The following is a 23,352-nucleotide window of genomic DNA, read 5'->3' as shown; positions in this document are numbered from 1 at the left end:
CCCGGATTCAGGAAGAAGAGACTGCTCATGAAGTTCGAACCCCTCGCCAGATCGCTGATTGCGACGGCACTGATTGTTGCGTATTCCCCCACTTTCGCTGCGTCACAGGCACCGGTCGCCGCCGAGAACGGCATGGTCGTGACGGCCCAGCACCTGGCCACTCACGTCGGCGTCGATGTGCTCAAGGATGGCGGTAACGCCGTCGATGCTGCGGTTGCAGTCGGTTATGCGCTGGCGGTGGTGTATCCCGCAGCCGGTAACCTGGGCGGCGGCGGTTTCATGACCGTCCAGCTGGCCGATGGCCGCAAGACCTTTATCGACTTCCGCGAAAAGGCCCCGCTTGCCGCTACCGCCAACATGTACCTGGACAAGGATGGCAATGTCATCCCGGACCTGAGCGCCAAGGGCCATCTGGCCGTCGGCGTGCCCGGCACCGTTTCAGGCATGGAGCTGGCGCTGAGCAAATACGGCACACGCAAGCGCGAAGATGTGATTGCGCCGGCGATCAAACTGGCTGAAGACGGGTTCACCCTGCGCCAGGGCGACATCGACATGCTGCACACCGCGACCGACGTGTTCAAGGCGGACATGGCCGATTCCGGTTCGATCTTCCTCAACAAGGGCGAGCCGCTGCAGGTCGGCCAGAAACTGGTCCAGAAAGACCTGGCCAAGACCCTGCGCGAAGTCTCCGAGAAGGGCAGCGATGGTTTCTACAAAGGCTGGGTCGCCAAGGCGCTGGTCGACTCCAGTCAGGCGGGCAAGGGCATCATCACCCAGGCCGACCTCGATCATTACAAGACCCGTGAACTGGCGCCCATCGAATGCGACTACCGCGGTTATCACGTGGTGTCGGCACCGCCACCGAGCTCCGGCGGCGTGGTCATCTGCCAGATCCTGAACATTCTGCAAGGCTACCCGATGAAGGAGCTGGGCTTCCGCTCGGCGCAGGGCACGCACTATCAGATCGAAGCCATGCGCCACGCCTACGTGGACCGCAACAGCTATCTGGGCGACCCGGACTTCGTCAAGAACCCCATCGAGCACCTGCTGGACCCTGCCTACGCCGACAAACTGCGTGCCGCCATTGATCCGAACAAGGCCGGTGATTCGAACAAGATCAAGCCGGGCGTCGCGCCGCATGAAGGCAGCAACACCACGCACTACTCGATTGTCGACAAGTGGGGTAACGCGGTCTCGGTGACCTACACCCTGAACAACTGGTTCGGTGCAGGCGTCATGGCCAGCAAGACCGGTGTCATCCTCAACGACGAGATGGACGACTTCACCGTCAAGCCGGGCGTGCCGAACATGTACGGTCTGGTGCAGGGCGAAGCCAATGCCATCGCGCCGGGCAAGACGCCGCTGTCGTCGATGAGCCCAACCATCGTCACCAAGGATGGCAAGACCGTGATGGTCGTCGGCACGCCAGGCGGCAGCCGCATCATCACTGCAACGCTGCTGACCATGCTTAACGTGATCGACTACGGCATGAACATTCAGGAAGCGGTCGATGCGCCACGTTTCCACCAGCAATGGCAGCCGGATACGACCAACCTGGACACCTTCGCGGTCAGCCCGGATACGTTGAAGATCCTCGAGAGCTGGGGCCACAAGTTTGCAGGTCCGCAGCCCATGAACCACGTGGCAGCGATTCTGGTGGGCGCTCCGTCGGTGGATGGCAAACCGGTCGGCAACAACCGCTTCTACGGCGCCAATGACCCGCGTCGTAATACGGGGTTGTCGTTGGGGTATTGATCCCGGAAGTATCGCGGCGGGCAGGTGGCTGTGTCTGTACATCTGACACACCGCTTGCTTCCCGCAATCACCGCCTCTTATCAAACAACCTGTAAGCCACTGAAGGAACGCAATTTTTTGTAGGAGCGCGCTTGGTCTGGGCGACAATCCGACGATAGGATCTTACAGACAGAAAATCAGCGACTGACATAACGCAATCGCGGGCAAGCGCGCTCCTACGGTCCGTGTTTGCTGCGCGACAGCGCTACGTCGAAGACGTGGTGGCGCCTCCCACAGGATCCGCATATCTCTGGTGATCAGCCACGCACCCACCGCTGACGGCTCCAGCCGCTCAGCGCATCCACGGCAAACACCAGTACCAGCATCGCGAGGATGACGGTGCTTGCCTGTGCTTCCTGGAACAGGCTGAGGCTGACATAGAGCATCTGTCCCAGGCCGCCCGCGCCGACGAAACCCAGAATGCTTGCCATGCGAATGTTGTTCTCCCAGCGATACAGGGTGTACGCCAGCAATTGCGGCCAGAGATTGGGCAGCGTGCCGTAGCAGAACGCTTGCCATGCGCTGCCGCCCTGCAGACGAATCGCAGCGGCGGGTTCCGGGGCGGTGTTTTCCAGCGCTTCGGCGAACAGGCGACCCAGCACGCCTGTGGTGTGCAATGCCAACGCCAGCGTGCCCGCGTTGGGTCCAAGCCCTGCGGCCAGGACCATCAGCACTGCCCACACCAGTTCGGGAATGGCCCGCAACGCATTGAGCAGCAGACGGCTCAGGCTGCGCAGCGGCCAGCCCAGGCGACCGGCAGCAGGCAGGGCCAGCAATAATCCACCGATCACCGACAGTAGTGTGCCGAGCGCCGACATCGCCAGGGTTTCCAAAGCGCCCTTGCCGATGGCCTGCAAGTGACCGGCGCTCAGGTCCGGGCTCATGAAACGCAAGGCGTAGCGCCCCATTTGCGTCAGACTTTCAGGACTGCTCAGGCCGAACAGATCCATGCCCAGATAAACGAACGAGCCGATCACTGCCGCAATGATCGCGATCAACAACAGCCAGTTGCCAGCCCGTCTCATGTGAACCTCCCGCGCAGCAGGCGGCTCAACTGATCCGCCAGCAGCACCAGCACCAGAAAGGTCAGCAGCATGCTCGCCACTTCGGCACCGGCGAACATGCGCATCGACAGATCGATCTGTTGGCCCAGTCCGCCTGCGCCGACGAAGCCCATCACCACCGATGCGCGGACCGCGCATTCCCAGCGATAGACCGTGTACGACGTCAGTTCGGCAGCGGCATTGGGCAGGATGCCGTACACCAGCGCGGCAAACCGTCCGCTGCCCGCCTGCATCAGGGCGTGGGCCGGGCGTTGATCAACGGACTCGAAGATTTCGGCGTAAACCTTGCCCAGCATGCCCGCGTAGGTAATGGCGATGGCCAGCACACCCGCTGTCGGACCCAGTCCGACGGCGCGCACGAACAGCAGCGCCCAGACAATTTCCGGCACGCTGCGCAGGAAAATCAACAGACCGCGCGCAGGCCAGCGCAAGCACTGACCGAGCCAGCCGGGCTGTCCTGCACGAGAGGCGGCCGACAAGGACAGCGCCGAGCTCGCCAGCAGGCTTGCCGGTATGGCCAGCAGCAGCGCCAGAGCCATGCCCGCCGTGGCAATCGCCAGCGTCTGCAGGGTGGCGTCGATCAGCAGCGTCAGAAACTCGGGGTCATGGGCGGGCGGCCAGAAGCCGGCGACAAAACTGCCCATGGTTCGGGCATTTTCCGCTTTAAGTAAAACGGTGGGATCAAGCTCAGCCAGGCGAATGCCCGGCCAGAGCAGCGCGACCGCCAGCAGCGCCAGTAACAGACGCGGTATGGCGGCCGGGTCGCGTCGATCACGACTCAGCATCGCGGCGTCCAGGGCGCAGTGGCAGGTGTTTCGGTGCTGGGCGCAGTGCTCAGTTGTTCGTTGGCGTACAGCGTATCGAGGTGTTCCCGGCTGACGTCGCTGGCGTTCAGGTCGAAATGAATCTGCCCGTCCCGTACACCGATGATGCGCGGAAAATGCGCCAGGGCCAGCTCAACGGCATGCAGACTGGCGACCAGTGTCACGCCGTGTTCGATGGCGTGCTGACACAGCAACGCCAGGGTGTGGTCCGCCAGACGTGGGTCCATCGCCGAGACCGGCTCGTCCGCCAGCATCACTTCCGGGGCCTGATACAGGGCGCGGGCGATGCCGACACGTTGCAGTTGCCCGCCGGACAGTTGCTGACAGCGCACGAACAGCTTGTCTGCCAGATCCAGCCGCGCCAGCACGTTGCGCGCGCCCGGCACGTCGAGTGGGTGCAGCAAGTTCAGCAACGACTTGCCCAGGCCCCACTCACCGAGCTTGCCAGCCAGCACGGCTGTCACCACGCGCTGACGCGGCGGCAGCGGCGGGGCCTGATGGATCAGCGCAATACGACGGCGCAGTTGCTGGCGCTGCCGACTGGAAAGCCGCCAGGGACTGGTCCCCAGAATTTCCAGTTGCCCCGCGCTGGGCGGCAGGGCGCTGGCCAGCAGGTTGAGCAGCGTGGTCTTGCCCGCCCCGGACGGACCGATGATCGCCACCCGCTCGCCCTGCGCGATGCTCAGTTCCAAGCCCCGCAGCGCGAGCGTACCGTTGCTGTGGCGCAGGTCTATCCCGGACAGGCGCAGCGTCATTTCAGCAGGTCGGCAGCGCGGGCAGCCTCTTCGATGCCCTTGTAGTTTTCCGGCCTGGTCTCGATGAAGCGGCTGGCCGCCTGCAGATCAAGAATCGCTTTCTGTTCCGGGTTGGCCGGGTCCAGGTCCAGGAAGGCCTGTTTGATCTTCGCCGCCAGACCCTTGTCCAGGGTGCCGCGTACGGTCCAGTTGTAATCGAAGTAGGTCGGCGTGGTGGCGAAGACGCGCACCTTGCTGGTGTCAACCTTGCCGTTGGCGACCAGTTTGTCCCACACGCTGGCATTCAACACGCCCGCATCGACCTTGCCCGCCTGAACCCAGGCGGCCGTGGCGTCATGCGCGCCGGAGTAGGCCACGCGGCTGAAGAAGGTTTCCGGCTTGATGTCTTCCTTTAGCATGAAGTAGCGCGGCATCAGGCTGCCGGACGTGGACGACACCGAGCCGAAGGCGAAGGTTTTGCCTTTCAGGTCCGCCAGGCTTTTCACGTTCGGATCGGAGGTGATGAATTTGCTGGTGAACTGGGCGTCCTGCTCACGCTGTACCAAGGGCACGGCGTTGCCGGTCTTGAGGTTGACCTGCACGAAGGTGAAGCCCCCCAGCCAGGCCATGTCCAGACGGTCGGTTGCCAGCGCTTCGACCACTGCGGGGTAATCGGCAACCGGAACGAACTCGACCTTCATGCCCAGTCGCTGCTCCAGATAGGCACCCAGCGGCTTGAACTTGCGCAGCAGTTCGGTCGGTGCTTCGTCGGGAATGGCCGACACGCGCAGCACATCGGCCGCGTGGCTGGTCAGTGCGGTAAAGGACAGGGCAAGGCCGGCGGCGAGCGCCAGGGTACGCTTGAGCATGAAAGTTCTCCGGTTCAATAGCGGAAAAAACGACAAGGCAAAGCGACTCTGGACAAGCAGGCACGCTTCGATGGATTCGGTACTGGAGCGCGGGATTATAAGAGGCGCGGCGAGAAAGGCCAGTTCGGCAGCGCATCGTGTTGATGGCATGACCGAACGGCGACGCCGTTTGCGCTGAAACCGCAACAGACCCTAGACTCCGCAGCCTGTTTCCCCGTTACCGAGAGTGTTGCGATGAGTGAGCCAATCCGCCTGACCCAGTACAGTCACGGAGCTGGGTGTGGCTGCAAGATTTCCCCCAAGGTGCTGGATGTGATCCTGGCCGGCAGCGGCGCGCAGAACCTTGACCCGAACCTGTGGGTCGGCAACGCCTCGCGTGACGATGCCGCTGTCTATGCGCTGGACGATGAGCGCGGTGTGGTCTCGACCACCGACTTCTTCATGCCCATCGTCGACGATCCGTTCGATTTCGGCCGCATCGCGGCAACCAATGCAATCAGCGACATCTATGCGATGGGCGGCGATCCGCTGATGGCCATCGCCATCCTCGGCTGGCCGGTCAATGTGCTGCCGCCTGAAGTGGCCCGCGAAGTGATTCGTGGCGGCCGCGCGGTCTGCGATGCGGCGGGTATTCCGTTGGCAGGCGGCCATTCGATCGATGCGCCCGAGCCGATCTTCGGCCTGGCGGTGACCGGCGTCGTGCAGAAGAAACACATGAAGCGCAACGACACCGCGCTGGCAGGCTGCACGCTGTACCTGACCAAGCCGTTGGGTATCGGCATTCTGACCACTGCCGAGAAGAAGGCGAAACTGCGTGAGCAGGACGTCGGTCTGGCGCGTGACTGGATGTGCACCCTGAACAAGCCCGGCAGCCGTTTCGGCAAGCTGGGCGGCGTGATGGCGATGACTGACGTCACCGGTTTCGGTCTGTTGGGGCATCTGGTTGAAATGGCCGATGGCGCAGGGCTGACGGCGCGTCTGGATTACGCCGCCGTGCCGCGTCTGCCGGGTGTCGAGCATTACATCGCCGAAGGCTGCGTGCCGGGCGGTACGTTGCGCAACTTCGAAAGTTATGGCGACAAGATTGCATCGCTCAGTGACGCCCAGCGCGATCTGCTGTGCGACCCGCAGACCAGCGGTGGTTTGCTGGTGGCGGTCACCCCGGAAGGTGAGGCGGAGTTTCTGGCAGTGGCTGCCGAGCTGGGGCTGCAACTGAACCCTATCGGCACATTGCTCGAGCGACAGACCCACGCCGTCGAGGTGTTCTGATGGCCGACAACAGCAGTGATTACCGCGCTCTATTTCTCAACGATGTGCCAATGATGGATGCCCGGGCGCCGGTGGAGTTTTCCAAGGGTGCGTTTCCGGGCGTGGTCAACCTGCCGCTGATGACTGACATCGAACGGCAGAAGGTCGGCACCTGCTACAAGCAACATGGGCAGGATGCGGCGATCAAGCTGGGCCACCAACTGGTCTGCGGGCCGGTCAAGGATGAGCGCGTCGAGGCCTGGCTGGCATTCGCCAAAGCCAACCCGAATGGCTACCTGTACTGCTTCCGTGGCGGTCTGCGTTCGCAGACCGTGCAGCGCTGGTTGCAAGAGGCGGGCGTCGACTATCCGCGCATCATTGGCGGCTACAAGGCGATGCGGACCTTTCTGCTCGACACCCTGCACGATGCGGTGACCGAGTGTGATTTCGTGGTGCTCGGCGGTATGACGGGTACGGGCAAGACCGAGGTGGTTACCCAGCTTGCCAATAGCCTTGATCTGGAAGGCATCGCCAACCACCGAGGTTCCAGCTTCGGCAAACGGGCGACCGGCCAGCCGGCGCAGATCGATTTCGAGAACCGTCTGGCCATCGACCTGCTCAAGAAGCGCGCCGCCGGTATCGAGCAGTTCGTGCTGGAAGACGAAAGCCGTCTGGTGGGCAGTTGCAACGTGCCGCTGGAACTGCACCAGGCCATGCAGGACTGCTCGATGGTCTGGCTGGAGGACAGTTTCGAAAACCGGGTCGAGCGTATTCTTCGCGATTACGTGACCGACCTGTGTGCCGAGTTCATCAGCCTGCATGGGGAGGAAACCGGTTTCGACCTGTTCGCCGAGCGCCTGCTGCAAAGCCTGAAGAATATCCACAAGCGTCTTGGCGGCGAGCGCTTGCAGCGACTGCAAGCCATCATGCAAGACGCACTTGATGAACAGCGACGCAGCGGCAAGGTTGATCTGCACCGTGGCTGGATCGAAGGCCTGCTCGGCGAATACTACGACCCGATGTACGCCTATCAGCGCGAGCACAAGGCTTCACGTATCGAGTTCGCCGGGACTCAGAACGAAGTGGTCGCGTACCTGCGTGAGCGCAAGGCAAAAGCGCTGTCGTGATCGTGGCCATTCCCCGGCACGATCGGCGTCCTTGAGATCACTGATCGTTCTTACGCTCTGCGCTCATCGTTATACACAAATCATTCTGCTCTCCAATAAGGCAGCAGCGCTGCCGTGCTTTTTTGACGCGGTAGTGCGAACACCAACGATTGCGACGTGGGTGAAGGCTGAGTCCTGGCGCTGATTCGGGGGGCAATCGGCATGGATGCCGATTGAGCTGCACTGGGCCATGGATGGCCCATTTGCAGCGACCCCCGAATCAGTGTCAGGACGAAGGAACCCCGGCGAAGCCGGGGCCGGAACCGGAGCGAAGGAGTTTGCTCACTTTGCTCCGTCAAAGTGAGTCGCCGAGGGGCGAAAAGGTGACTTGAGCCATGCGCTCGGCTCACTGAATCCGCAATCTGTGCCATCTGTGACGCGGAGCGTCACGGGAGGCATGCCCACGCGGAGCGATGGGCACGATCAGTGTCGAGGCAGACTTGTGTATAACGATGAGCGCTCTGCGTGGTAACGCCTCTCGGGACGCTCCGCGTCCGCTTTTGATCAGTGTTAATGCCTCAACGCATCCAGCAGCGCCCTGGCGTAACCGGGCAGGGCGTTGAAGTCGGCTGCGCAGAGCAGCAATTTGCGGTCGGCCCAGGGATCGCTCAATCGCACTGCGGCAAAGCGAAGTGGGCGCGGGGCGCGGTCGATTGCCGCCTGCGGCACGATGCCCAGTCCGGCGCCGTGGGCGACCATGCGCAATACACCATCAAACCCTTCGGCGCGGACCCTGATGCGCATGCGTTTGCCTATGTGCAACGCCTGTTCTTCGATATGAATGCCCAACGCGCTGTTGACCGACAGGCCGACAAACTCCTCGTCCAACGCCTCTGCGAAGCTGACACGAGTCAGCTCGCTCAACGGATGATCAAGCGGCATGACCAGTGTCAGTGGATCGTCACGAAAGGGCAGGGTCTGCAGGTCGCTGGCATCCACAGCGTCGGATACGATCCCGATGTCTGCCGTCCCGTGACGCAACGCATGCAGGATGCGCAGGCTGGTCTGTTCCTGAAGGTCGACGTCGATGTTGGGATGCGCCACCAGAAAGTCGGCCAACCGTTCCGGCAGGTGCTCGCTCAGCGTCGAGGTGTTGCACAGCAGCCGGACCTGACCTTTGAAACCCTTGGCGTAATCAGCGAGATCGAACTGCATGCGTTCGACCTGTTGCAGGATCACCCGTGCATGCTGGGCCAGCGCCTTGCCCGCAGGCGTTGGTGTCACGCCCCGTCGGCCTCGTTCAAGCAGTGGCGCCTGCAACGACGCCTCCATCGCCCGAACGCGCGCGCTGGCCGATGGCAGTGACAGATGACTGCGTGTTGCGGCGGCAGTGATGCTGCCGGTCTCGATCACGTGCTGAAAAAGGCGCAGATCGGTGAGGTCGAAGTGCATGTAAAGAATATTCCTCGCTGATCAGCCTCTGTCCATGCCAGAGGCTGGCTCAGTATATGCCAGATTTTCAGTACGCTCTGGAACGTCCAGAATCGCGTCATGAATACACTCTTCGATACGTATCAAGCGCTCGGCATCGGTCTGATTGCGTTGGTCTTCTGCACCTTCCTGCTGGCGGGCACCGTCAAAGGCGTGATCGGCCTGGGCCTGCCGACGGTGGCCATGGGCTTGTTGGGGCTGGCTATGCTCCCGGCGCAGGCTGCCGCCTTGCTGATCATCCCATCCATCGTGACCAACTTCTGGCAACTGGCGACAGGCGGGCACCTCGGCGGGTTGATTCGTCGTCTCTGGCCGATGCTGGCGATGGTGTTTGCAGGCACCCTGGCAGGTTCGTTCTGGCTGGGCATGAACGGCGATCATTCCATGACGCGGGCGTTGGGCGGGGCGCTGCTGCTGTATGCGCTGAGCGGGTTGTTCATGCCGACGCTCAAGGTAGCCCCGCACACCGAGCGCTGGCTGGGCCCGGTATGCGGTCTGCTCACCGGCATCATCACCTCGATGACAGGCGTGTTCGTGATCCCTGCCGTGCCGTATCTGCAGGCTCTGGGCCTGGAACGTCATCAACTGGTGCAGGCGCTGGGGCTCTCGTTCACGGTTTCGACGCTGGCGCTGGCCATCGGTCTGTCCTCGACCGGTGCGCTCGGCGGCAGCGAGCTGGGCGCTTCATTGCTGGCGCTGCTCCCGGCGCTGCTGGGCATGCTGCTCGGCCAATGGTTGCGAGAGCGGATCAGCGCCGTGATGTTCAAGCGCACTTTCTTTATCGGGATGGCGCTACTGGGGCTGCACTTGCTGGTGAAGGGCTGAGCAGGTCGATGCGGCGAATGTCGAAGTCTCTGACCAGGTATTCAAAACGCTTTTCAGCGAACGCTTTCATGTGCGGCTGCGCAGAGTGAACGTCCAGATCCTCTTTTGAGGCCCAGACCTCAAAGAAGATGAACAGCGCCGGATCCTGCTGATCGCGCAGCATGTGGTATTCGATGCAGCCTGGCTCGCTGCGGCTCTGCGCAACGTAGGAACTGAATAGCGCTTCGAACTCCGCTGACTTTTCAGGGCGGGTGTGGGCATGAAGGATGAAGCCGTATTGCTCGCTCATCTGGGTGGTCCTCTGCTGAAAGTGATCGCATTCTAAATCAACAATGTTGTGCTGATTCGTGACGCTAAGGCAAAAGTGATTTGTCCTCCCTCGGCTTATTCTCAAGCCACTTCGTCTTTATTCTTGCCCCCATCGATTAATGACTGGCCCAGCCGAACCATAAGGCATGGCCGAACATCCAGAGGTCTGGCATGAAGAAAGTATTGTTTCTCAACGGCGGCAAACAGTTTGCCCACTCCGACGGCCGCTACAACGCGACGCTGCATGAAGCCGGAGTGGCGTTCATGGACCGCGCCGGTTACGACTTCAAGGAAACCTTCATCGACGGTGGTTATGACGTGGCTGAAGAAGTGCACAAGTTTCTGTGGGCCGACGTCATCGTCTGGCAAATGCCGGGTTGGTGGATGGGCGCGCCGTGGACCGTGAAGAAGTACATCGACGAAGTGTTCACCGAAGGGCACGGCAGCCTGTACGCCAACGACGGCCGCACCCGTTCCGATGCCTCGCAGAAATACGGCAGCGGCGGTTTGCTGCATGGTAAGCAGTACATGATCTCCGCGACCTGGAATGCACCGCAGCAAGCGTTCGATGATGCTTCGGATTTCTTTGAAGCCAAAGGCGTCGATGCCGTGTACTTCCCGTTTCACAAGGCCAACCAATTCCTCGGCATGACCGGCCTGCCGACCTTTCTGGCGGTGGATGTGATGAAGATGCCTAACATCGAGGGTGATGTGAAACGGTATGAAGCGCATCTGGCCAAGGTGTTTGGTGTTTGAGGTGATCGTCCCTGCATTCTGCGTTAGACGCAGGTCTTGCGGCACCAACGGATTGTGGGAGGCGGCTTGCCGGCGATGAACGATGACGCGATGTTCCTGACATACCGCGTCGACTGCATCGCCGGCAAGCCGCCTCCCACGGTCCAGTGTTTGCTGCAAGACAGCGCTGTGTCAGAGACACAGGGGCATCTCCCCCGGTATCTGTATTCACTCAGTCCCTGCAGTTTAAGTCTTGATGCGCAGGCACTCCGAGCGTGGGAACGATCAGCACAACTCACGCCTTTGCTTGAAACACAGCTAATATCCCCGGACTCTTGAGCAGGGGACAACAGTGAAAGCCAGGTCCGATGAATTGCAGGTGTTCGTTTCGGTGATCGAAAGCGGCTCCATTTCCGCCGCCGCCGAGAAGATGGGACAGACGCCGTCCGGGATCAGCCGTACCTTGTCGCGGCTTGAGGCCAAGCTTGAAACCACGCTGATCAACCGCACCACGCGGCGCATGGACCTGACCGAAGAGGGCAAGTTCTTCCTGGCGCGTGCGCGGCTCATTCTCGAGCAGATGGAAAGTCTGGAAGAGCATCTCATGTCTTCACGGCAGACACCGGCCGGACGCCTGCGCGTCAACGCCGCGTCGCCGTTCATGCTGCATTCGGTGGTGCCGCACGTGGCGGAGTTTCGGCAGCGTTACCCGGATATCCAACTGGAGCTGGACAGCGACGACTGGTTCATCGACCTGCTGGAGCAGAACACCGATATCGCCATCCGCATTGGCGCACTGCCGGATTCGACCCTGCATGCCCGCGCACTGGGCAGTTGCCTGCTGAACATCGTCGCCAGCCCGGCGTATCTTGAACGCCATGGCACGCCACAGACCGTTGAAGCGTTGTCGCAGCACACGCTGGTGGGATTCAATCAGGTGGAAGTGCTCAACCGCTGGCCGTTGCGCCATGCCGGGGGTGATCGCTATCCGATCAAACCTGCGGTTGTGGCATCCAGTGGTGACACCTTGCGTCATCTGGCGCTGGAAGGGGTGGGGATTGCATGTCTGTCCGACTTCATGACCCACGAAGACCTGCGAGAAGGGCGACTCGTCGGCATTCTGCAGGACGCCAACAGCGGCTACCGCCAGCCGATCAACGCGGTCTACTACCGCAACTCGCAGCTGGCGCTGAGGATTCAGTGTTTTCTGGATTTCATGCAGGAAAAGTTGAAAGACTACGCGCAGTGATCGCGGCTTGTATAACGAGCATAAGCGTCCCGCAGCGACGCAAAAGTAATCACCGCCTGTCGCGCAACCATTCCACCATCCCCAGCCCGGCAGCCCGCCCGCTGGCGAAACAGGCGGTCAGCAGGTAACCGCCGGTCGGTGCTTCCCAGTCGATCATTTCGCCCGCGCAGAACACGCCGGGCAGTTGCCTGAGCATCAAGCGCTCGTCCATGGCCTCAAACGTCACGCCACCAGCGGTGCTGATGGCTTCGTCTATAGGCCGTGGTCTGATCAGTCGCAATGGCAGTGCCTTGATCGCCTGGCTCAAAAGCACCGGATCATCAAAGGCTTCGCGTGGTGCCACCTCTCTCAGCAATGAAGCCTTGGCGCCGTCGATACCCAACTGGCTGTGCAGGTGTCTGGACATCGAGCGCGAGCCGCGAGGTTTGCTCAGGGCCTTGTGTACATCGCCATGGGACTTGCCGGGCAGCAAGTCGATCTGCACGCTGGCCGAGCCGCTGAGGTTGATCTGCTCCCGGATCTGCGCCGACAGCGCATACACCAGACTGCCTTCCACGCCCGTTTCGGTCAGCACACATTCGCCCAGACGCATTGGCTGTCCCTGCAAGCCCATGGCGATGTTCTTCAATGGCGCACCGGCGAACTTGCTTCGCAATAAGTCGCTCCAGGCCGTGACCTCAAAGCCGCAATTGGCGGCCTGTAGCGGCGCGACGCTCACCTGTTGCGCCTTGAGCCAGGGCACCCAGGCGCCGTCGGAGCCCAGTCGCGCCCAACTGGCGCCTCCCAGCGCCAACAGCGTCGCGTCAGGTTCGAGCGTCAACTCGCCTTCAGGATGGGCGATACGCAGGCGACCGTCGGCGTTCCAGCCCAGCCAGCGATGCCGCGTGTGGATCATGACGCCCGCGTCCCGCAAACGTTTCAGCCAGGCGCGCAGCAGAGGTGCGGCTTTCATGTCCGTCGGAAATACCCGCCCCGAGCTGCCGATAAAGGTGTCGACACCCAGATCATGAATCCACGCGCACAAGGCATCCGCATCGAACTGCCTGAGCAAAGGCGCGATCATCGGCGAACGTTCGAAGTAGCGGGACAGAAAATTCGGGTAGGGTTCGGAGTGGGTGATATTCATGCCGCCGACCCCGGCCAGCAAAAACTTGCGCCCCACCGACGGCATGCCGTCATACAGATCGACCCGAAATCCGGCCTGGCTCAACACTTCGGCCGCCATCAGACCCGCAGGTCCGCCTCCGATGATGGCGACGGATTGAGGTTCGGAGGCGGTGGAGTCGGTCATGATCAGCTGAATATCGATAGCGGGAAAGAGCGGCATTCTACCCGAGATTTGCCGCTCGGCCTGTCACAGGCCCAGATCCTGCCAGACCCGTTGCGCGCTGTGATGCAGGATGCCGTGCCGCCGGGCCAGCGCCTGACGGTCCTTGCTGTAACCACCACCGATCACGCCCATGACCGGGATGTCACGACCCAGACAATGACGCAGCACGGCCTCGTCGCGATCCGCCAGTCCCTGATCCGTAAGCTTCAGATAACCCAGCGCGTCATCCTTGTGGACGTCCACGCCCGCGTCATACAGCACCAGATCCGGCTTGTAGATCGGCAGCAGGTAGTTGAGCAGGTCATCGACGACTTTCAGGTAATCGCTGTCGCCCATGCCCATCGGCAGCGGGATATCCCAGTCGCTCTGGGCCTTGCGGGCCGGGAAGTTCTTTTCGCAGTGCAGCGAGACGGTGATGGCGTCTTCGGTGTCCGCCAGAATGCGCGCCGTGCCATCGCCCTGATGCACATCGCAGTCGAAGATCAGCACCTTGTCCACGCGACCGCTCTGCAGCAGGTACTGACTGATCACCGCCAGATCGTTGAAGATGCAGAAACCGGCCGGATAATCATAGTGCGCATGGTGGGTGCCACCCGCCAGATGGCAGGCCAGACCGTGGTCGAGTGCCTGTTCGGCCGTGAGCAGCGAGCCGCCCACGGCACGGATGGTGCGCCGCGCCAGTGCCTCGCTCCAGGGCAGACCGAGACGGCGCTGGTCCTCGCGTGACAGGTCGCCACTCAGGTAACGGCTGATGTAAGAGGGGTCATGTGCCAGGGCCAGAATATCGGCCGGACACAGCTCTGGGCGTAATAATTGAACGTCGCGGGTCAGGCCGCTGTCGATCAAGTGATCGCGCAACAGACGAAACTTGTCCATGGGAAACCGATGGTCAGCCGGAAACTCCGGGCTGTAGTCGTCGTGATAGATCAGCGGCAGGGACATTTTGCGTCCGGTCAAAGGTCGAAGCCCGATAGTGCCAGTTATGCGCCGTGTCGCACAGTTGGCTGCAACTTCAACAGACTACACTTGCGCCCGAAGATGACGGTTACAGGGGAGATCGATGGAACCGATACTCAAGCTGGACAGCGCCCGATTGCTGATGCGGCAGTGGCGCGATGACGATTTGCCTGCGTTTGCCGCCATGTGCGCCGATCCGCAGGTGATGCGGTATTTCCCCGAGCCCCTCAGCCGCCTCGAAAGCGCCGCCATGATCGGGCGGATGCGTGGGCATTTTGCCGAGCTGGGTTTTGGACTGTGGGCGCTTGAGCGTAAGGACAACGGCGCATTCATCGGCTTTACCGGCCTGGGCGTGGTGGGGTTCGACGCGCACTTCACGCCCGCCGTCGAGATCGGCTGGCGTCTGGCCCGCGAGCACTGGGGGCTGGGTTTTGCCAGCGAAGCGGCCTGGACGGTGCTGGGCTGCGGCTTCGAGCGGCTGAAACTTGATGAGATCGTGTCGTTTACCGCTGTGAGCAATGAGCCGTCGCAAAAGGTGATGCAGGCTATCGGGATGCTGCACGATTCGTCCGATGATTTCGATCATCCCAACCTGCCGGACGGACACCCGCTCAAGCCGCACATGCTTTATCGCATCAATCGCGAACAGTGGCTCAATACGCTGAAACCCTGACTGAGCCCGCCGCCTTATTTCTGTATCATTTCACTTTAATGGTGCAGGCCTTGCGGGCCTGCCGCGAACACACCGACCGCCGCTGCCAGGCGAGTGCGGGTACGTTTTGTGCGAGGGATGAACATGAGCCAAGTGCTGGATGATCTGGTTGAGCTGCTGACGCTGGAACCTATTGAAGAAAACCTGTTTCGCGGTCGTAGCCAGGATCTGGGCTTTCGCCAGCTGTTCGGCGGTCAGGTGCTGGGACAATCGCTGTCTGCCGCCAGCCAGACGGTCGAGGAGGACCGCCACGTTCATTCACTGCACGGCTATTTCCTGCGTCCTGGCGATGCCGGGCTGCCGGTGGTCTATCAAGTGGACCGCGTGCGTGACGGCGGCAGTTTCAGTACCCGTCGCGTCACAGCGATTCAGAAGGGCAAGCCGATCTTCACCTGCAGCGCGTCGTTCCAGTACGACGAAGAGGGCTTTGAGCATCAGGCTCCGATGCCGCAGATCGTCGGGCCGGAAAACCTGCCCTCTGAACTTGAACTGGCGCAACAGCGTGCGCACCTGATTCCTGAAGCAGTTCATGACAAGTTTCTGCGCCCCAAACCCATCGAGTTTCGTCCGGTGACTGCCGAGGATCCCTACAACCCGCAACCCGGCGAGCCAGTGAAGTATGTGTGGTTCAGGGCCGATGGCACGCTCAATGACGCGCCTGCGCTGCACAAGTACATGCTCGCCTACGCCTCGGACTTCAACCTGCTGACGACCTCTCTGAAACCGCACGCCAAGACTGTCTGGCAGCGTGACATGCAAGTGGCCAGCCTCGATCACTCATTGTGGTTTCACAACGACCTGCGTGCCGACGACTGGCTCCTTTACGCCATGGACAGCCCGTGGGCAGGCAACTCTCGCGGCTTTTCGCGTGGCAGTATCTTCAACCGCGCCGGGCAACTGGTTGCTTCGGTCAGTCAGGAAGGGCTGATCCGCCATCGAAAGGATTGGGCATGACACTGCATGACATTAGGCACTGGGTGTTCGACATGGACGGCACACTGACCGTCCCTGTGCACGACTTCCCGGCCATCAAGCGCGAGCTGGGCATTCCGCAGGACGCCGATATTCTCGGCCACCTCGCTGCATTGCCTGCGGCTGAATCCGCTGCCAAGCACGCCTGGTTGCTGGAGCACGAGCGAGAACTGGCCCTGGGTTCGCTACCGGCCGATGGCGCCGTCGATCTGGTTCGTGAGCTGGCGGCGCGTGGCTATCGCCTGGGCATCCTGACCCGCAACGCCCGCGAGCTGGCGCACATCACACTGGAAGCCATCGGCCTTGCCGACTGCTTTGCGGTAGACGACGTACTGGGACGCGACGAAGCGACGCCCAAGCCCCATCCGGCCGGTCTGCTGAAACTGGCCAGTGCCTGGGACGTGGAACCGAAAAAGATGGTGATGATCGGCGATTACCGTCACGACCTGGATTGTGGCCGGGCAGCAGGCGCGAAGACCATTCTGGTCAACCTGCCGGAGAATCCATGGCCCGAGCTGGCGGACTGGCATGCCGTGGACTGCGTGGCATTGCGCGGGATGTTGAACTGACAGGCGGCCTCATCGTCCGCGCTAAGCACATGCGTTTATCTGAATGAATGCAGAACCCGTGGGAGGCGGCTTGCCGGCGATTCAGTTTCTCAGGCGACCCTTGAGTGCCTGAATTGACGCCATCGCCGGCAAGCCGCCTCTTATCAGACATTCTGTATTTACTGATGCCTGCTTCTGCCCGAAGGGCGTAGGAGCTCTCGGAGGTTACGACGGCAGCGATGGGCTGCGCAGCGGCCCTAAGGTTGGATCTGACGTACCGCGTGTGCAGGTTTTGCTGCCGGTTCCTGGCAGATCGCGGGCAAGCGCGCTCCTACAGTCCGGTATTTGCTACGCGACAGCGCTACGTCGAAGACGTGGTGGCGCCTCCCGCAGTTTGAGTTGAGTTCACTTCTGGGTGCTGCCCATCAAAACGGCTTGAACAGTACCGCTTGGCCTTCAGGTGAAGTAAAGATCCCGTCGCCGTTATGGCCAACCTTGGGCACGACCACCAGACGCTGATTCAGGCCTTCAGGATGACGCTTCTGCAGGTAGCTGAAATAGTTCTGGCCGCGGATCAGGCGGTAGGCGCCCTGTGCTTCAGCCGCACAGGTCTTGTCCAGCGCCGGATGGTTGCGATCGGTGTCCAGTTCGCCCAGCAGGTAGGTGACGTCACGCTTCACGTAGCCTTTTTCGATGTCTGCCGGTTTTTCCTTGCCGGAATAGAACGGCATCTTGTTGAGGCCGTATTTCCAGTCATTGAAGTTGGGGCAGGCCTGCGCCGTTACGGGCTCAGGACGCTCGGCATCGAAATAGGCATAGGACGACGGGTTGGCGATCACGTAGCGCAGCTTCACGCCTTCGCGGGTCAGCAGGGCGTCTTCCTTGCCGCCGATCATTGCGTAGCGTTGCACCACCTGTGCGCCACCCGAGTGCCCGGCAATCACGATTTCCTTGAGGTTGGGAAACAGCTTGCTGTCGCTCAGGCGCTTGAGGATGTGGTCCAGCACCAGAAACGAGCTGACGGGCTTGGGATCGCTGGCCGTTGCGCCTTCCATCCAGCTGTTCTGGCGCCAGCGCAGGATGTTGTCGGACAGGTGATGGGCAACGATGTCTTTCTCATCCAGAAACTGCGGTGCGATCAACAGCGTCTTGCCGCGTTCCTTGGACTGGTTGGCCGCGCGCTCGATGCTGCGCAGGTAGGTCTGGGCGTTGCGCAGGCGACCGTGCAGCACGATCACCACACGCTCGATTTTCGGTTTCGGATGCACCCATTCCTGGCTGAGCCCCAGCGTCGCCTCGGCGCCGTTGATGGCCAGACGGTCCGGGCTGATGGATTTAACCGCTTGATCCTCGGCATGAGCCCCGAGGCTCACGAAGGCAGTGCTTAACAACAGGACCAGAAGCGGTTTAATCATGTGCTTAGAGACTCTTGGCGGCGAAAGTATCGCATTGGGTGATTTGGCCTTGCGCAAAGCCGGTCTTGAACCAGCGTACTCGCTGGGCCGAAGTTCCGTGGGTAAAGGAGTCCGGTACGACGCGACCACTGCTTTGCTGCTGAAGACGATCATCGCCGATGGCGTTGGCTGCGTTTAGCGCTTCTTCAATATCACCCGGCTCAAGCCAGTTCAAACGATTTTGTGCGTTATAGGCCCAAACACCTGCGAAACAGTCAGCCTGAAGCTCCTGACGGACCAATAAACCGGTGCTGCCTTCCATGCGCTGTCCTGACTTGCGGGCGGCGTCGACCTTGGCGGAAATGCCGAGCTGGGTCTGTACGTGGTGGCCGACTTCGTGAGCGATCACGTAAGCCTGAGCAAAGTCACCCGCTGCGGAGAAGCGTTGCGACATCTCGCGGAAGAAGTCCAGATCCAGGTACACCTGCTGGTCGGCGGGGCAGTAGAAAGGACCGGTCGCGGAGGTTGCGAAGCCGCAGGCCGAGTTTACCTGGCCGCTGAACAGCACCAGCGTCGGGTCCTTGTACTGACGACCGTTCTGGGCGAAGACTGCGCGCCAGGTGTCTTCGGTGTCGCCCAGAATGCTGCGCACGAACTCGGCCTGCTGATCATTGGCCGGTGGTGCCTGACGTGTCTGCGTGTTGGCCGGAGCGCTTTGCTCGGTCATCTGGCCGGTGAGTTGTCCCAGAATCTGCATCGGGTCCTGACCGGTCAGCAACCCGATGGCGACCACGATCACGATACCGCCCAGGCTCAGTCCCTTGCCACCGATGCGCATGCCTCCGCCACCGCCGCCGCTACTTTCACCACGTGCATCGACCACGTTGTCGCTGCGTCGGCCTTTTTTCCAGAGCATGTCGGATCCCTCTTCTTATCGTGCAATGAGTGTCGCTGGTCAAACCAATACGCGCCAACCTGTCCCATGCCAAGTGAAACACGGGCGGCGCAATGCGTGATGCGAGGTATAGAGGGTGGGGGAGACCGATTGGTTCTAAGAAGCGGCGCCGCGATACCGGTTTTCTGAATCCGGGCGGCGCTGCTCTGGGGCTCAGTGTGCTTTTGCGAGCGTGCTGTCTGACACTTCTGTAGGGGTGGCGTCGGCGAAGCGGTCCACCTGCCGCAGCGTTTTGAAGCCGGTCATCCAGGCGCCAACGACGCCCAGCGTACAGACGCCGCCCATGATCGCGGCTGGAATCGCGCCGATCAGCGAAGCGCTGGTGCCTGCGCGGAATTCGCCAAGCTCGTTGGAAGAGCCGATAAACAGCATGTTCACCGCGTTGACCCGGCCACGCATGTTGTCCGGTGTCGAGAACTGCACCAGCGCCGAGCGGATATAAACGCTGACCATGTCCGCAGCTCCGGCGATCAGGAGCGCCAGGCACGACAGCCAGAATAACGTGGAGAGGGCAAACACCAGATTCGCCACTCCGAACAACCCGACGGCCATGAACATGGTCATGCCCACGTTGCGATCCAGTGGACGCATGCTCAGGTAGATGCCGGTCGCCAGTTCACCCAGACTCATTGAGGCGCGCAGCATGCCCAGTCCTTGCGGGCCGAGGTTGAGCACTTCGTGGGCATAGATCGGCAGCAGCGCCACCACGCCGCCCAGCAGAACGGCGAACAGGTCCAGCGAAATGGTGCCCAGGATGATCGGGCGTGAGCGGATGAAGGCGATCCCGGCTGTGAAACGACCCCAGGCGCTGTCGCTCAGGTCCACCAATTTGCCTGCGTACGGCGTCGCGACACGTGCCAGCAGCAGGATCCCGGCGATGAACGCTGCCACACACACCGAGTAGGTCAGCTCTGCACCGCCCAGCCAGTACAGGTAGCCGCCAATCAGCGGGCCGCCGACGGTCGAGCAGCGCATGATCACGCTGTTGGTAGCAATCGCCGAGGCGAGTTGTTCACGGGGTACGATCTGCGGCAACAGGCTCTGCAGAGCAGGACCGGTGAATGCGCGGGCGCAGCCGTAAAGCATCAGCGCGCCGTAGATCAGCCGCAGGTCCTGCAGGTTCATGGCCGAGAAGACCAGCAGAATGAGGCCGCACACCGCCTGTACGCCCCAGCTGATCATCAGGATGACCTTGCGGTTGTAGCGATCGATCAGATCGCCCGCAGGCATCAGCAACAGCAGCATGGGGATGAACTGAGCCAGGCCGACATAGGCCAGCGCCATCGGCTCGCGGGTCATGTCATAGACCTGCCAGGCAACCACAACGGCCTGAATCTGCATGGCGAAAACCGCCATCAGGCGCGACAGGATGAAACTGATGAAGCCGGGCTGGCTGGACAGTTTTACGGATGATGAAGCAGTGGGGGATTCAGAGCTCAAGACAGACTTCCATCGAAGCAGTGTGATCGCGTTACGGGTTATACCTCAGCTTATAGATAGGATGCTAACGAAAAAATCGATGGGTCTTTTTCCGCGAGGGGCGGCGTCTGCTTCCGATGTGACGCAGACTGGGGATTCAGTAAGCCGAGCGCATGACGTGGATAACGCTGGAGCTTGCGCACACATCTGCGCCACATTCCAGAGCGGACGCGGAGCGTCCGCTGTTGGGGCGGCGCGGAGTGTCAGCGCCTGACCAGCAACACACCCGATTCCATGTGGTGGGTATACGGAAACTGGTCAAACAATGCACAGCGCTCGACCCGGTGGGTGTCGTGCAGCTGGGCGATGTTGGCGGCCAGGGTTTCCGGGTTGCAGGAGATGTACAGGATGCGCTCGAAGCGGCGGGTCAGCTCGCAGGTGTCTGCGTCCATACCGGCGCGCGGCGGATCGACGAACACGCTGCCGAACTCGTAGCTCTTGAGGTCCACACCCTGCAGACGGCGGAACGGACGCACCTCGTTCAGTGCCTGGGTCAGCTCTTCGGCAGACAGGCGCACCAGCGTGACGTTGTCGACCGCATTGTCTTCCAGATTGCTCAGCGCAGCATTGACCGAGGTCTTGCTGATTTCGGTCGCCAGCACCTTGCGCACCCGAGTGGCCAGCGGCAGGGTGAAGTTGCCGTTGCCGCAATACAGCTCCAGCAGATCGTCACTGCGCTCGCCCAGCGCGTCATACGCCCAGTCGAGCATCTTCTGGTTCACAGTGCCGTTAGGCTGGGTGAACGCGCCTTCCGGCTGGCGATAACTGAAGGTGCGACCGGCAACGTCGAGCTTCTCGGTCACGTAGTCATGCCCGATGACCAGACGCTGACCCTTGGAGCGACCAATCAGGCTCACGTTCAGGTCGGCTGCCAGTTGCTCGGCTTCAGCCTGCCAGACCTCGTCCAGCGGGCGGTGATAACACAGGGTGATCATCGCATCGCCCGCCAGGGTGGTCAGGAAGTCCACCTGGAACAGCTTGTGGTTCAGATTCGGGCTGGCTTCCCAGCGCTCGCGCAGCACCGGCATCAACGCGTTGATACGCTCGCTGGCAATCGGCAGACCGTCGAGCAGGATCGGCGTTCTGTTGTCGCCCGGTGCGAACATCGCGTAGTAACGCTTCTGGTCTTCGCGCCACAGGCGGAACTCGGCGCGCAGGCGGTAATGCTCGCGTGGCGAATCGAATACCTGAGGTTCAGGCGCGTCGAAAGGTGCCAGCAGTTCGCGCAGGCGGACGGTCTTTTCTTCGAGCTGACTTTCGTAGCTCGCGGGATCGAAAGGAACACTCATGCGTTGAACCAGCCCAGCTTGATCACGAACAGGATCGACAGGATCACCAGCGCGGCATTCAGCTCGCGCCCGCGACCCGACAGCAGTTTGATCGCTGTCCAGGAAATGAAACCAAAGGCAATGCCATTGGCGATGGAATAGGTGAACGGCATCGCCAGTGTGGTAATCACTACAGGCGCGGCGACGGTGATGTCGTCCCAATCGATTTCGGCCATGCCCGAGGCCATCAGCACCGCAACGAACAGCAGGGCAGGTGCGGTCGCATAGATCGGCACGCTGCTGGCCAGTGGCGCGAAGAACAACGCCAGCAGGAACAGCACGGCCACCACAATGGCCGTCAGGCCGGTACGGCCGCCGGCGCTCACACCGGCCGCGGATTCGATGTAGCTGGTGGTGGTCGAGGTGCCGAGCAACGAACCGGCCATTGCCGCCGTACTGTCAGCGATCAGTGCGCGGCCCATTTTCGGCATGTGACCGTCCTTGCCCATCAATCCGGCGCGCTTGGCCACGCCGATCAGGGTGCCGGAGTTGTCGAAGATGTCCACGAACAGGAAGGCGAAGATGATGCTGACCAGACCGACGTCCAGTGCGCCCATGATGTCCAGTTGCATAAAGGTCGGCGCCAGCGATGGCGGCATCGATACGACTCCGCCAAATTCACTGAAGCCCAACGCAATTGAAGCAATGGTGACCGCCAGAATGCCGATCAGCACTGCGCCTTTGACCTTGAGCTTGTCCAGTGCAACGATCAGAAAGAAGCCCAGCGTCGCCAGAATCGGTGCGGGCTGCTTGAGATCGCCCATGGTGAGCATGGTGACCGGGTGGCTGGCCACGATACCGGCATTCTGCAGGGCAATCAGCGCCAGAAACAGGCCGATACCGGCCGCAATGGCCGAACGCAGGGGCAAGGGGATGCTGTTGATGATCCACTCGCGGATGCGGAAGATCGACAACAGAAAGAACATCACCGCCGACAGAAATACCGCACCCAGTGCCACCTGCCAGGTATGGCCCATGTGCAGGACCACGGTGTAGGTAAAGAAGGCGTTCAGGCCCATGCCCGGTGCCAGTGCAATCGGGTAGTTGGCGATCAGGCCCATCACGGCCGAGCCGATGGCGGCGGCCAGACAGGTCGCTACGAACACAGCGCCCTTGTCCATGCCGGTTGCGCCGAGGATGCTCGGGTTGACGAACAGGATGTAAGCCATCGCCAGGAACGTCGTGACGCCCGCGAGGATTTCAGTCCTCACGTTGGTGTTATGTGCCTTGAGTTGAAACAGCCTTTCCAGCATGTCTGGCTCCCCGTGACGCGGCCTGCGTCGTGAATGATTCAACTCCAACAGCAAAGCACAGGCTGCCCGGGCAGCCCGCGAAATGATGCGGGTCGGAAAAAGCCGCGCATCATACCAGCAGCCAAACACGATGGGTGCGCGTGGATGAAGGCTTTTGGATGATCTGCACGCCTGTC

22 protein-coding genes are annotated in these 23,352 nt (G+C 61.4%); 9 read left to right on the top strand and 13 right to left on the bottom strand.

Annotation, left to right across the window (positions count from 1 at the left end):
- Positions 1 to 27 precede the first annotated feature (27 nt).
- Positions 28 to 1,755, top strand: coding sequence for a gamma-glutamyltransferase (ggt, locus tag QRN20_RS19125; protein ID WP_122429516.1), 1,728 nt, complete (start codon positions 28 to 30; stop codon positions 1,753 to 1,755).
- A 296-nt stretch (positions 1,756 to 2,051) separates the two neighbouring features.
- Here ggt and phnE read toward each other — a convergent pair whose 3' ends face one another.
- Genes phnE through QRN20_RS19105 form a run of 4 tightly spaced genes read right to left on the bottom strand, consistent with a single transcriptional unit; the run spans position 2,052 to position 5,285 of the window.
- Positions 2,052 to 2,819 (bottom strand): phosphonate ABC transporter, permease protein PhnE, encoded by a 768-nt coding sequence (gene phnE, locus QRN20_RS19120; RefSeq protein ID WP_004887589.1) that lies wholly within the window; start codon positions 2,817 to 2,819, stop codon positions 2,052 to 2,054.
- The gene (locus tag QRN20_RS19115) at positions 2,816 to 3,643 is read right to left on the bottom strand and encodes a PhnE/PtxC family ABC transporter permease (RefSeq protein WP_122429517.1); all 828 of its coding nucleotides are present in this window, start codon (positions 3,641 to 3,643) and stop codon (positions 2,816 to 2,818) included. The genes phnE and QRN20_RS19115 overlap by 4 nt, the downstream gene beginning before the upstream one ends.
- Positions 3,637 to 4,437, bottom strand: a complete 801-nt coding sequence (locus tag QRN20_RS19110) for a phosphonate ABC transporter ATP-binding protein (protein WP_058432988.1) — start codon at positions 4,435 to 4,437, stop codon at positions 3,637 to 3,639. The genes QRN20_RS19115 and QRN20_RS19110 overlap by 7 nt, the downstream gene beginning before the upstream one ends.
- Positions 4,434 to 5,285 carry a putative selenate ABC transporter substrate-binding protein gene (locus QRN20_RS19105; RefSeq protein WP_043305147.1) on the bottom strand — a complete coding sequence of 284 codons (852 nt, stop codon included), beginning with the start codon at positions 5,283 to 5,285 and terminating at the stop codon, positions 4,434 to 4,436. Before QRN20_RS19105 ends, QRN20_RS19110 begins: the two co-directional genes overlap by 4 nt.
- Before the next feature lie 234 nt (positions 5,286 to 5,519).
- Here QRN20_RS19105 and selD point away from each other — a divergent pair, with 234 nt between their 5' ends.
- Both selD and mnmH read left to right on the top strand, forming a co-directional pair.
- A complete protein-coding gene (gene selD, locus QRN20_RS19100) occupies positions 5,520 to 6,554 on the top strand; it encodes a selenide, water dikinase SelD (RefSeq protein WP_043305146.1) in 1,035 nt (344 codons plus the stop codon).
- The gene (mnmH, locus tag QRN20_RS19095) at positions 6,554 to 7,660 is read left to right on the top strand and encodes a tRNA 2-selenouridine(34) synthase MnmH (RefSeq protein WP_122429518.1); all 1,107 of its coding nucleotides are present in this window, start codon (positions 6,554 to 6,556) and stop codon (positions 7,658 to 7,660) included. The genes selD and mnmH overlap by 1 nt, the downstream gene beginning before the upstream one ends.
- Positions 7,661 to 8,209: 549 nt before the next feature.
- Here mnmH and QRN20_RS19090 read toward each other — a convergent pair.
- Entirely contained in the window at positions 8,210 to 9,091 is an 882-nt protein-coding gene (locus tag QRN20_RS19090) for a LysR family transcriptional regulator (protein ID WP_122429519.1), read from the bottom strand.
- A gap of 99 nt (positions 9,092 to 9,190) precedes the next feature.
- Here QRN20_RS19090 and QRN20_RS19085 point away from each other — a divergent pair, with 99 nt between their 5' ends.
- Entirely contained in the window at positions 9,191 to 9,955 is a 765-nt protein-coding gene (locus QRN20_RS19085; RefSeq protein ID WP_029241561.1) for a sulfite exporter TauE/SafE family protein, read from the top strand.
- Here the strand turns inward: QRN20_RS19085 and QRN20_RS19080 are convergent.
- On the bottom strand, positions 9,909 to 10,244 hold the full coding sequence (locus QRN20_RS19080) for a putative quinol monooxygenase (protein WP_122429520.1): 336 nt from the start codon (positions 10,242 to 10,244) through the stop codon (positions 9,909 to 9,911). The genes QRN20_RS19085 and QRN20_RS19080 overlap by 47 nt on opposite strands.
- Positions 10,245 to 10,435: 191 nt before the next feature.
- Between QRN20_RS19080 and mdaB the strand changes: the two genes are divergently transcribed.
- Positions 10,436 to 11,020 carry an NADPH:quinone oxidoreductase MdaB gene (gene mdaB, locus QRN20_RS19075; RefSeq protein WP_122429521.1) on the top strand — a complete coding sequence of 195 codons (585 nt, stop codon included), beginning with the start codon at positions 10,436 to 10,438 and terminating at the stop codon, positions 11,018 to 11,020.
- 331 nt (positions 11,021 to 11,351) lie between these two features.
- A complete protein-coding gene (locus tag QRN20_RS19070) occupies positions 11,352 to 12,248 on the top strand; it encodes a LysR family transcriptional regulator (RefSeq protein WP_122429523.1) in 897 nt (298 codons plus the stop codon).
- Between the two features lie 49 nt (positions 12,249 to 12,297).
- On the opposite strand, the gene QRN20_RS19065 is transcribed toward QRN20_RS19070, so the two are convergent.
- Both QRN20_RS19065 and QRN20_RS19060 read right to left on the bottom strand, forming a co-directional pair.
- Positions 12,298 to 13,539, bottom strand: a complete 1,242-nt coding sequence (locus QRN20_RS19065; RefSeq protein WP_122429760.1) for a TIGR03862 family flavoprotein — start codon at positions 13,537 to 13,539, stop codon at positions 12,298 to 12,300.
- Between the two features lie 63 nt (positions 13,540 to 13,602).
- Positions 13,603 to 14,520 (bottom strand): histone deacetylase family protein, encoded by a 918-nt coding sequence (locus tag QRN20_RS19060; protein ID WP_004888335.1) that lies wholly within the window; start codon positions 14,518 to 14,520, stop codon positions 13,603 to 13,605.
- Positions 14,521 to 14,638: 118 nt separating this feature from the next.
- On the opposite strand from QRN20_RS19060, the gene QRN20_RS19055 reads away from it, so the two are divergent.
- From QRN20_RS19055 to QRN20_RS19045, 3 genes are all read left to right on the top strand, one after another.
- The gene (locus QRN20_RS19055; protein ID WP_096767255.1) at positions 14,639 to 15,208 is read left to right on the top strand and encodes a GNAT family N-acetyltransferase; all 570 of its coding nucleotides are present in this window, start codon (positions 14,639 to 14,641) and stop codon (positions 15,206 to 15,208) included.
- A 123-nt stretch (positions 15,209 to 15,331) separates the two neighbouring features.
- Complete coding sequence (gene tesB, locus QRN20_RS19050; RefSeq protein WP_029243801.1) at positions 15,332 to 16,201, top strand: acyl-CoA thioesterase II; 870 nt, start codon at positions 15,332 to 15,334, stop codon at positions 16,199 to 16,201.
- Positions 16,198 to 16,788 carry an HAD family hydrolase gene (locus QRN20_RS19045; protein ID WP_029243802.1) on the top strand — a complete coding sequence of 197 codons (591 nt, stop codon included), beginning with the start codon at positions 16,198 to 16,200 and terminating at the stop codon, positions 16,786 to 16,788. The genes tesB and QRN20_RS19045 overlap by 4 nt, the downstream gene beginning before the upstream one ends.
- A 404-nt stretch (positions 16,789 to 17,192) precedes the next feature.
- Here QRN20_RS19045 and QRN20_RS19040 read toward each other — a convergent pair whose 3' ends face one another.
- The 5 genes from QRN20_RS19040 to QRN20_RS19020 all read right to left on the bottom strand — a co-directional run bounded on the left by QRN20_RS19040 (position 17,193) and on the right by QRN20_RS19020 (position 23,176).
- Positions 17,193 to 18,182 carry a hypothetical protein gene (locus QRN20_RS19040; RefSeq protein WP_004888330.1) on the bottom strand — a complete coding sequence of 330 codons (990 nt, stop codon included), beginning with the start codon at positions 18,180 to 18,182 and terminating at the stop codon, positions 17,193 to 17,195.
- Between the two features lie 4 nt (positions 18,183 to 18,186).
- Positions 18,187 to 19,077, bottom strand: coding sequence for a KPN_02809 family neutral zinc metallopeptidase (ypfJ, locus tag QRN20_RS19035; RefSeq protein ID WP_004888329.1), 891 nt, complete (start codon positions 19,075 to 19,077; stop codon positions 18,187 to 18,189).
- Positions 19,078 to 19,269: 192 nt separating this feature from the next.
- The gene (locus QRN20_RS19030; protein WP_088234553.1) at positions 19,270 to 20,556 is read right to left on the bottom strand and encodes an MFS transporter; all 1,287 of its coding nucleotides are present in this window, start codon (positions 20,554 to 20,556) and stop codon (positions 19,270 to 19,272) included.
- A gap of 242 nt (positions 20,557 to 20,798) precedes the next feature.
- Positions 20,799 to 21,884, bottom strand: coding sequence for a tRNA (uridine(54)-C5)-methyltransferase TrmA (gene trmA, locus QRN20_RS19025; protein ID WP_004883990.1), 1,086 nt, complete (start codon positions 21,882 to 21,884; stop codon positions 20,799 to 20,801).
- Positions 21,881 to 23,176, bottom strand: a complete 1,296-nt coding sequence (locus QRN20_RS19020; RefSeq protein WP_004883993.1) for an NCS2 family permease — start codon at positions 23,174 to 23,176, stop codon at positions 21,881 to 21,883. The genes trmA and QRN20_RS19020 overlap by 4 nt, the downstream gene beginning before the upstream one ends.
- Positions 23,177 to 23,352: the final 176 nt, after the last annotated feature.

Origin of the sequence: Pseudomonas sp. fls2-241-TYG-175 (assembly GCF_030209155.1) — a bacterium.
Classification (GTDB): Bacteria; Pseudomonadota; Gammaproteobacteria; order Pseudomonadales; family Pseudomonadaceae; genus Aquipseudomonas; species Aquipseudomonas viridiflava.
This window is presented reverse-complemented; position numbering and strand designations above follow the sequence as displayed.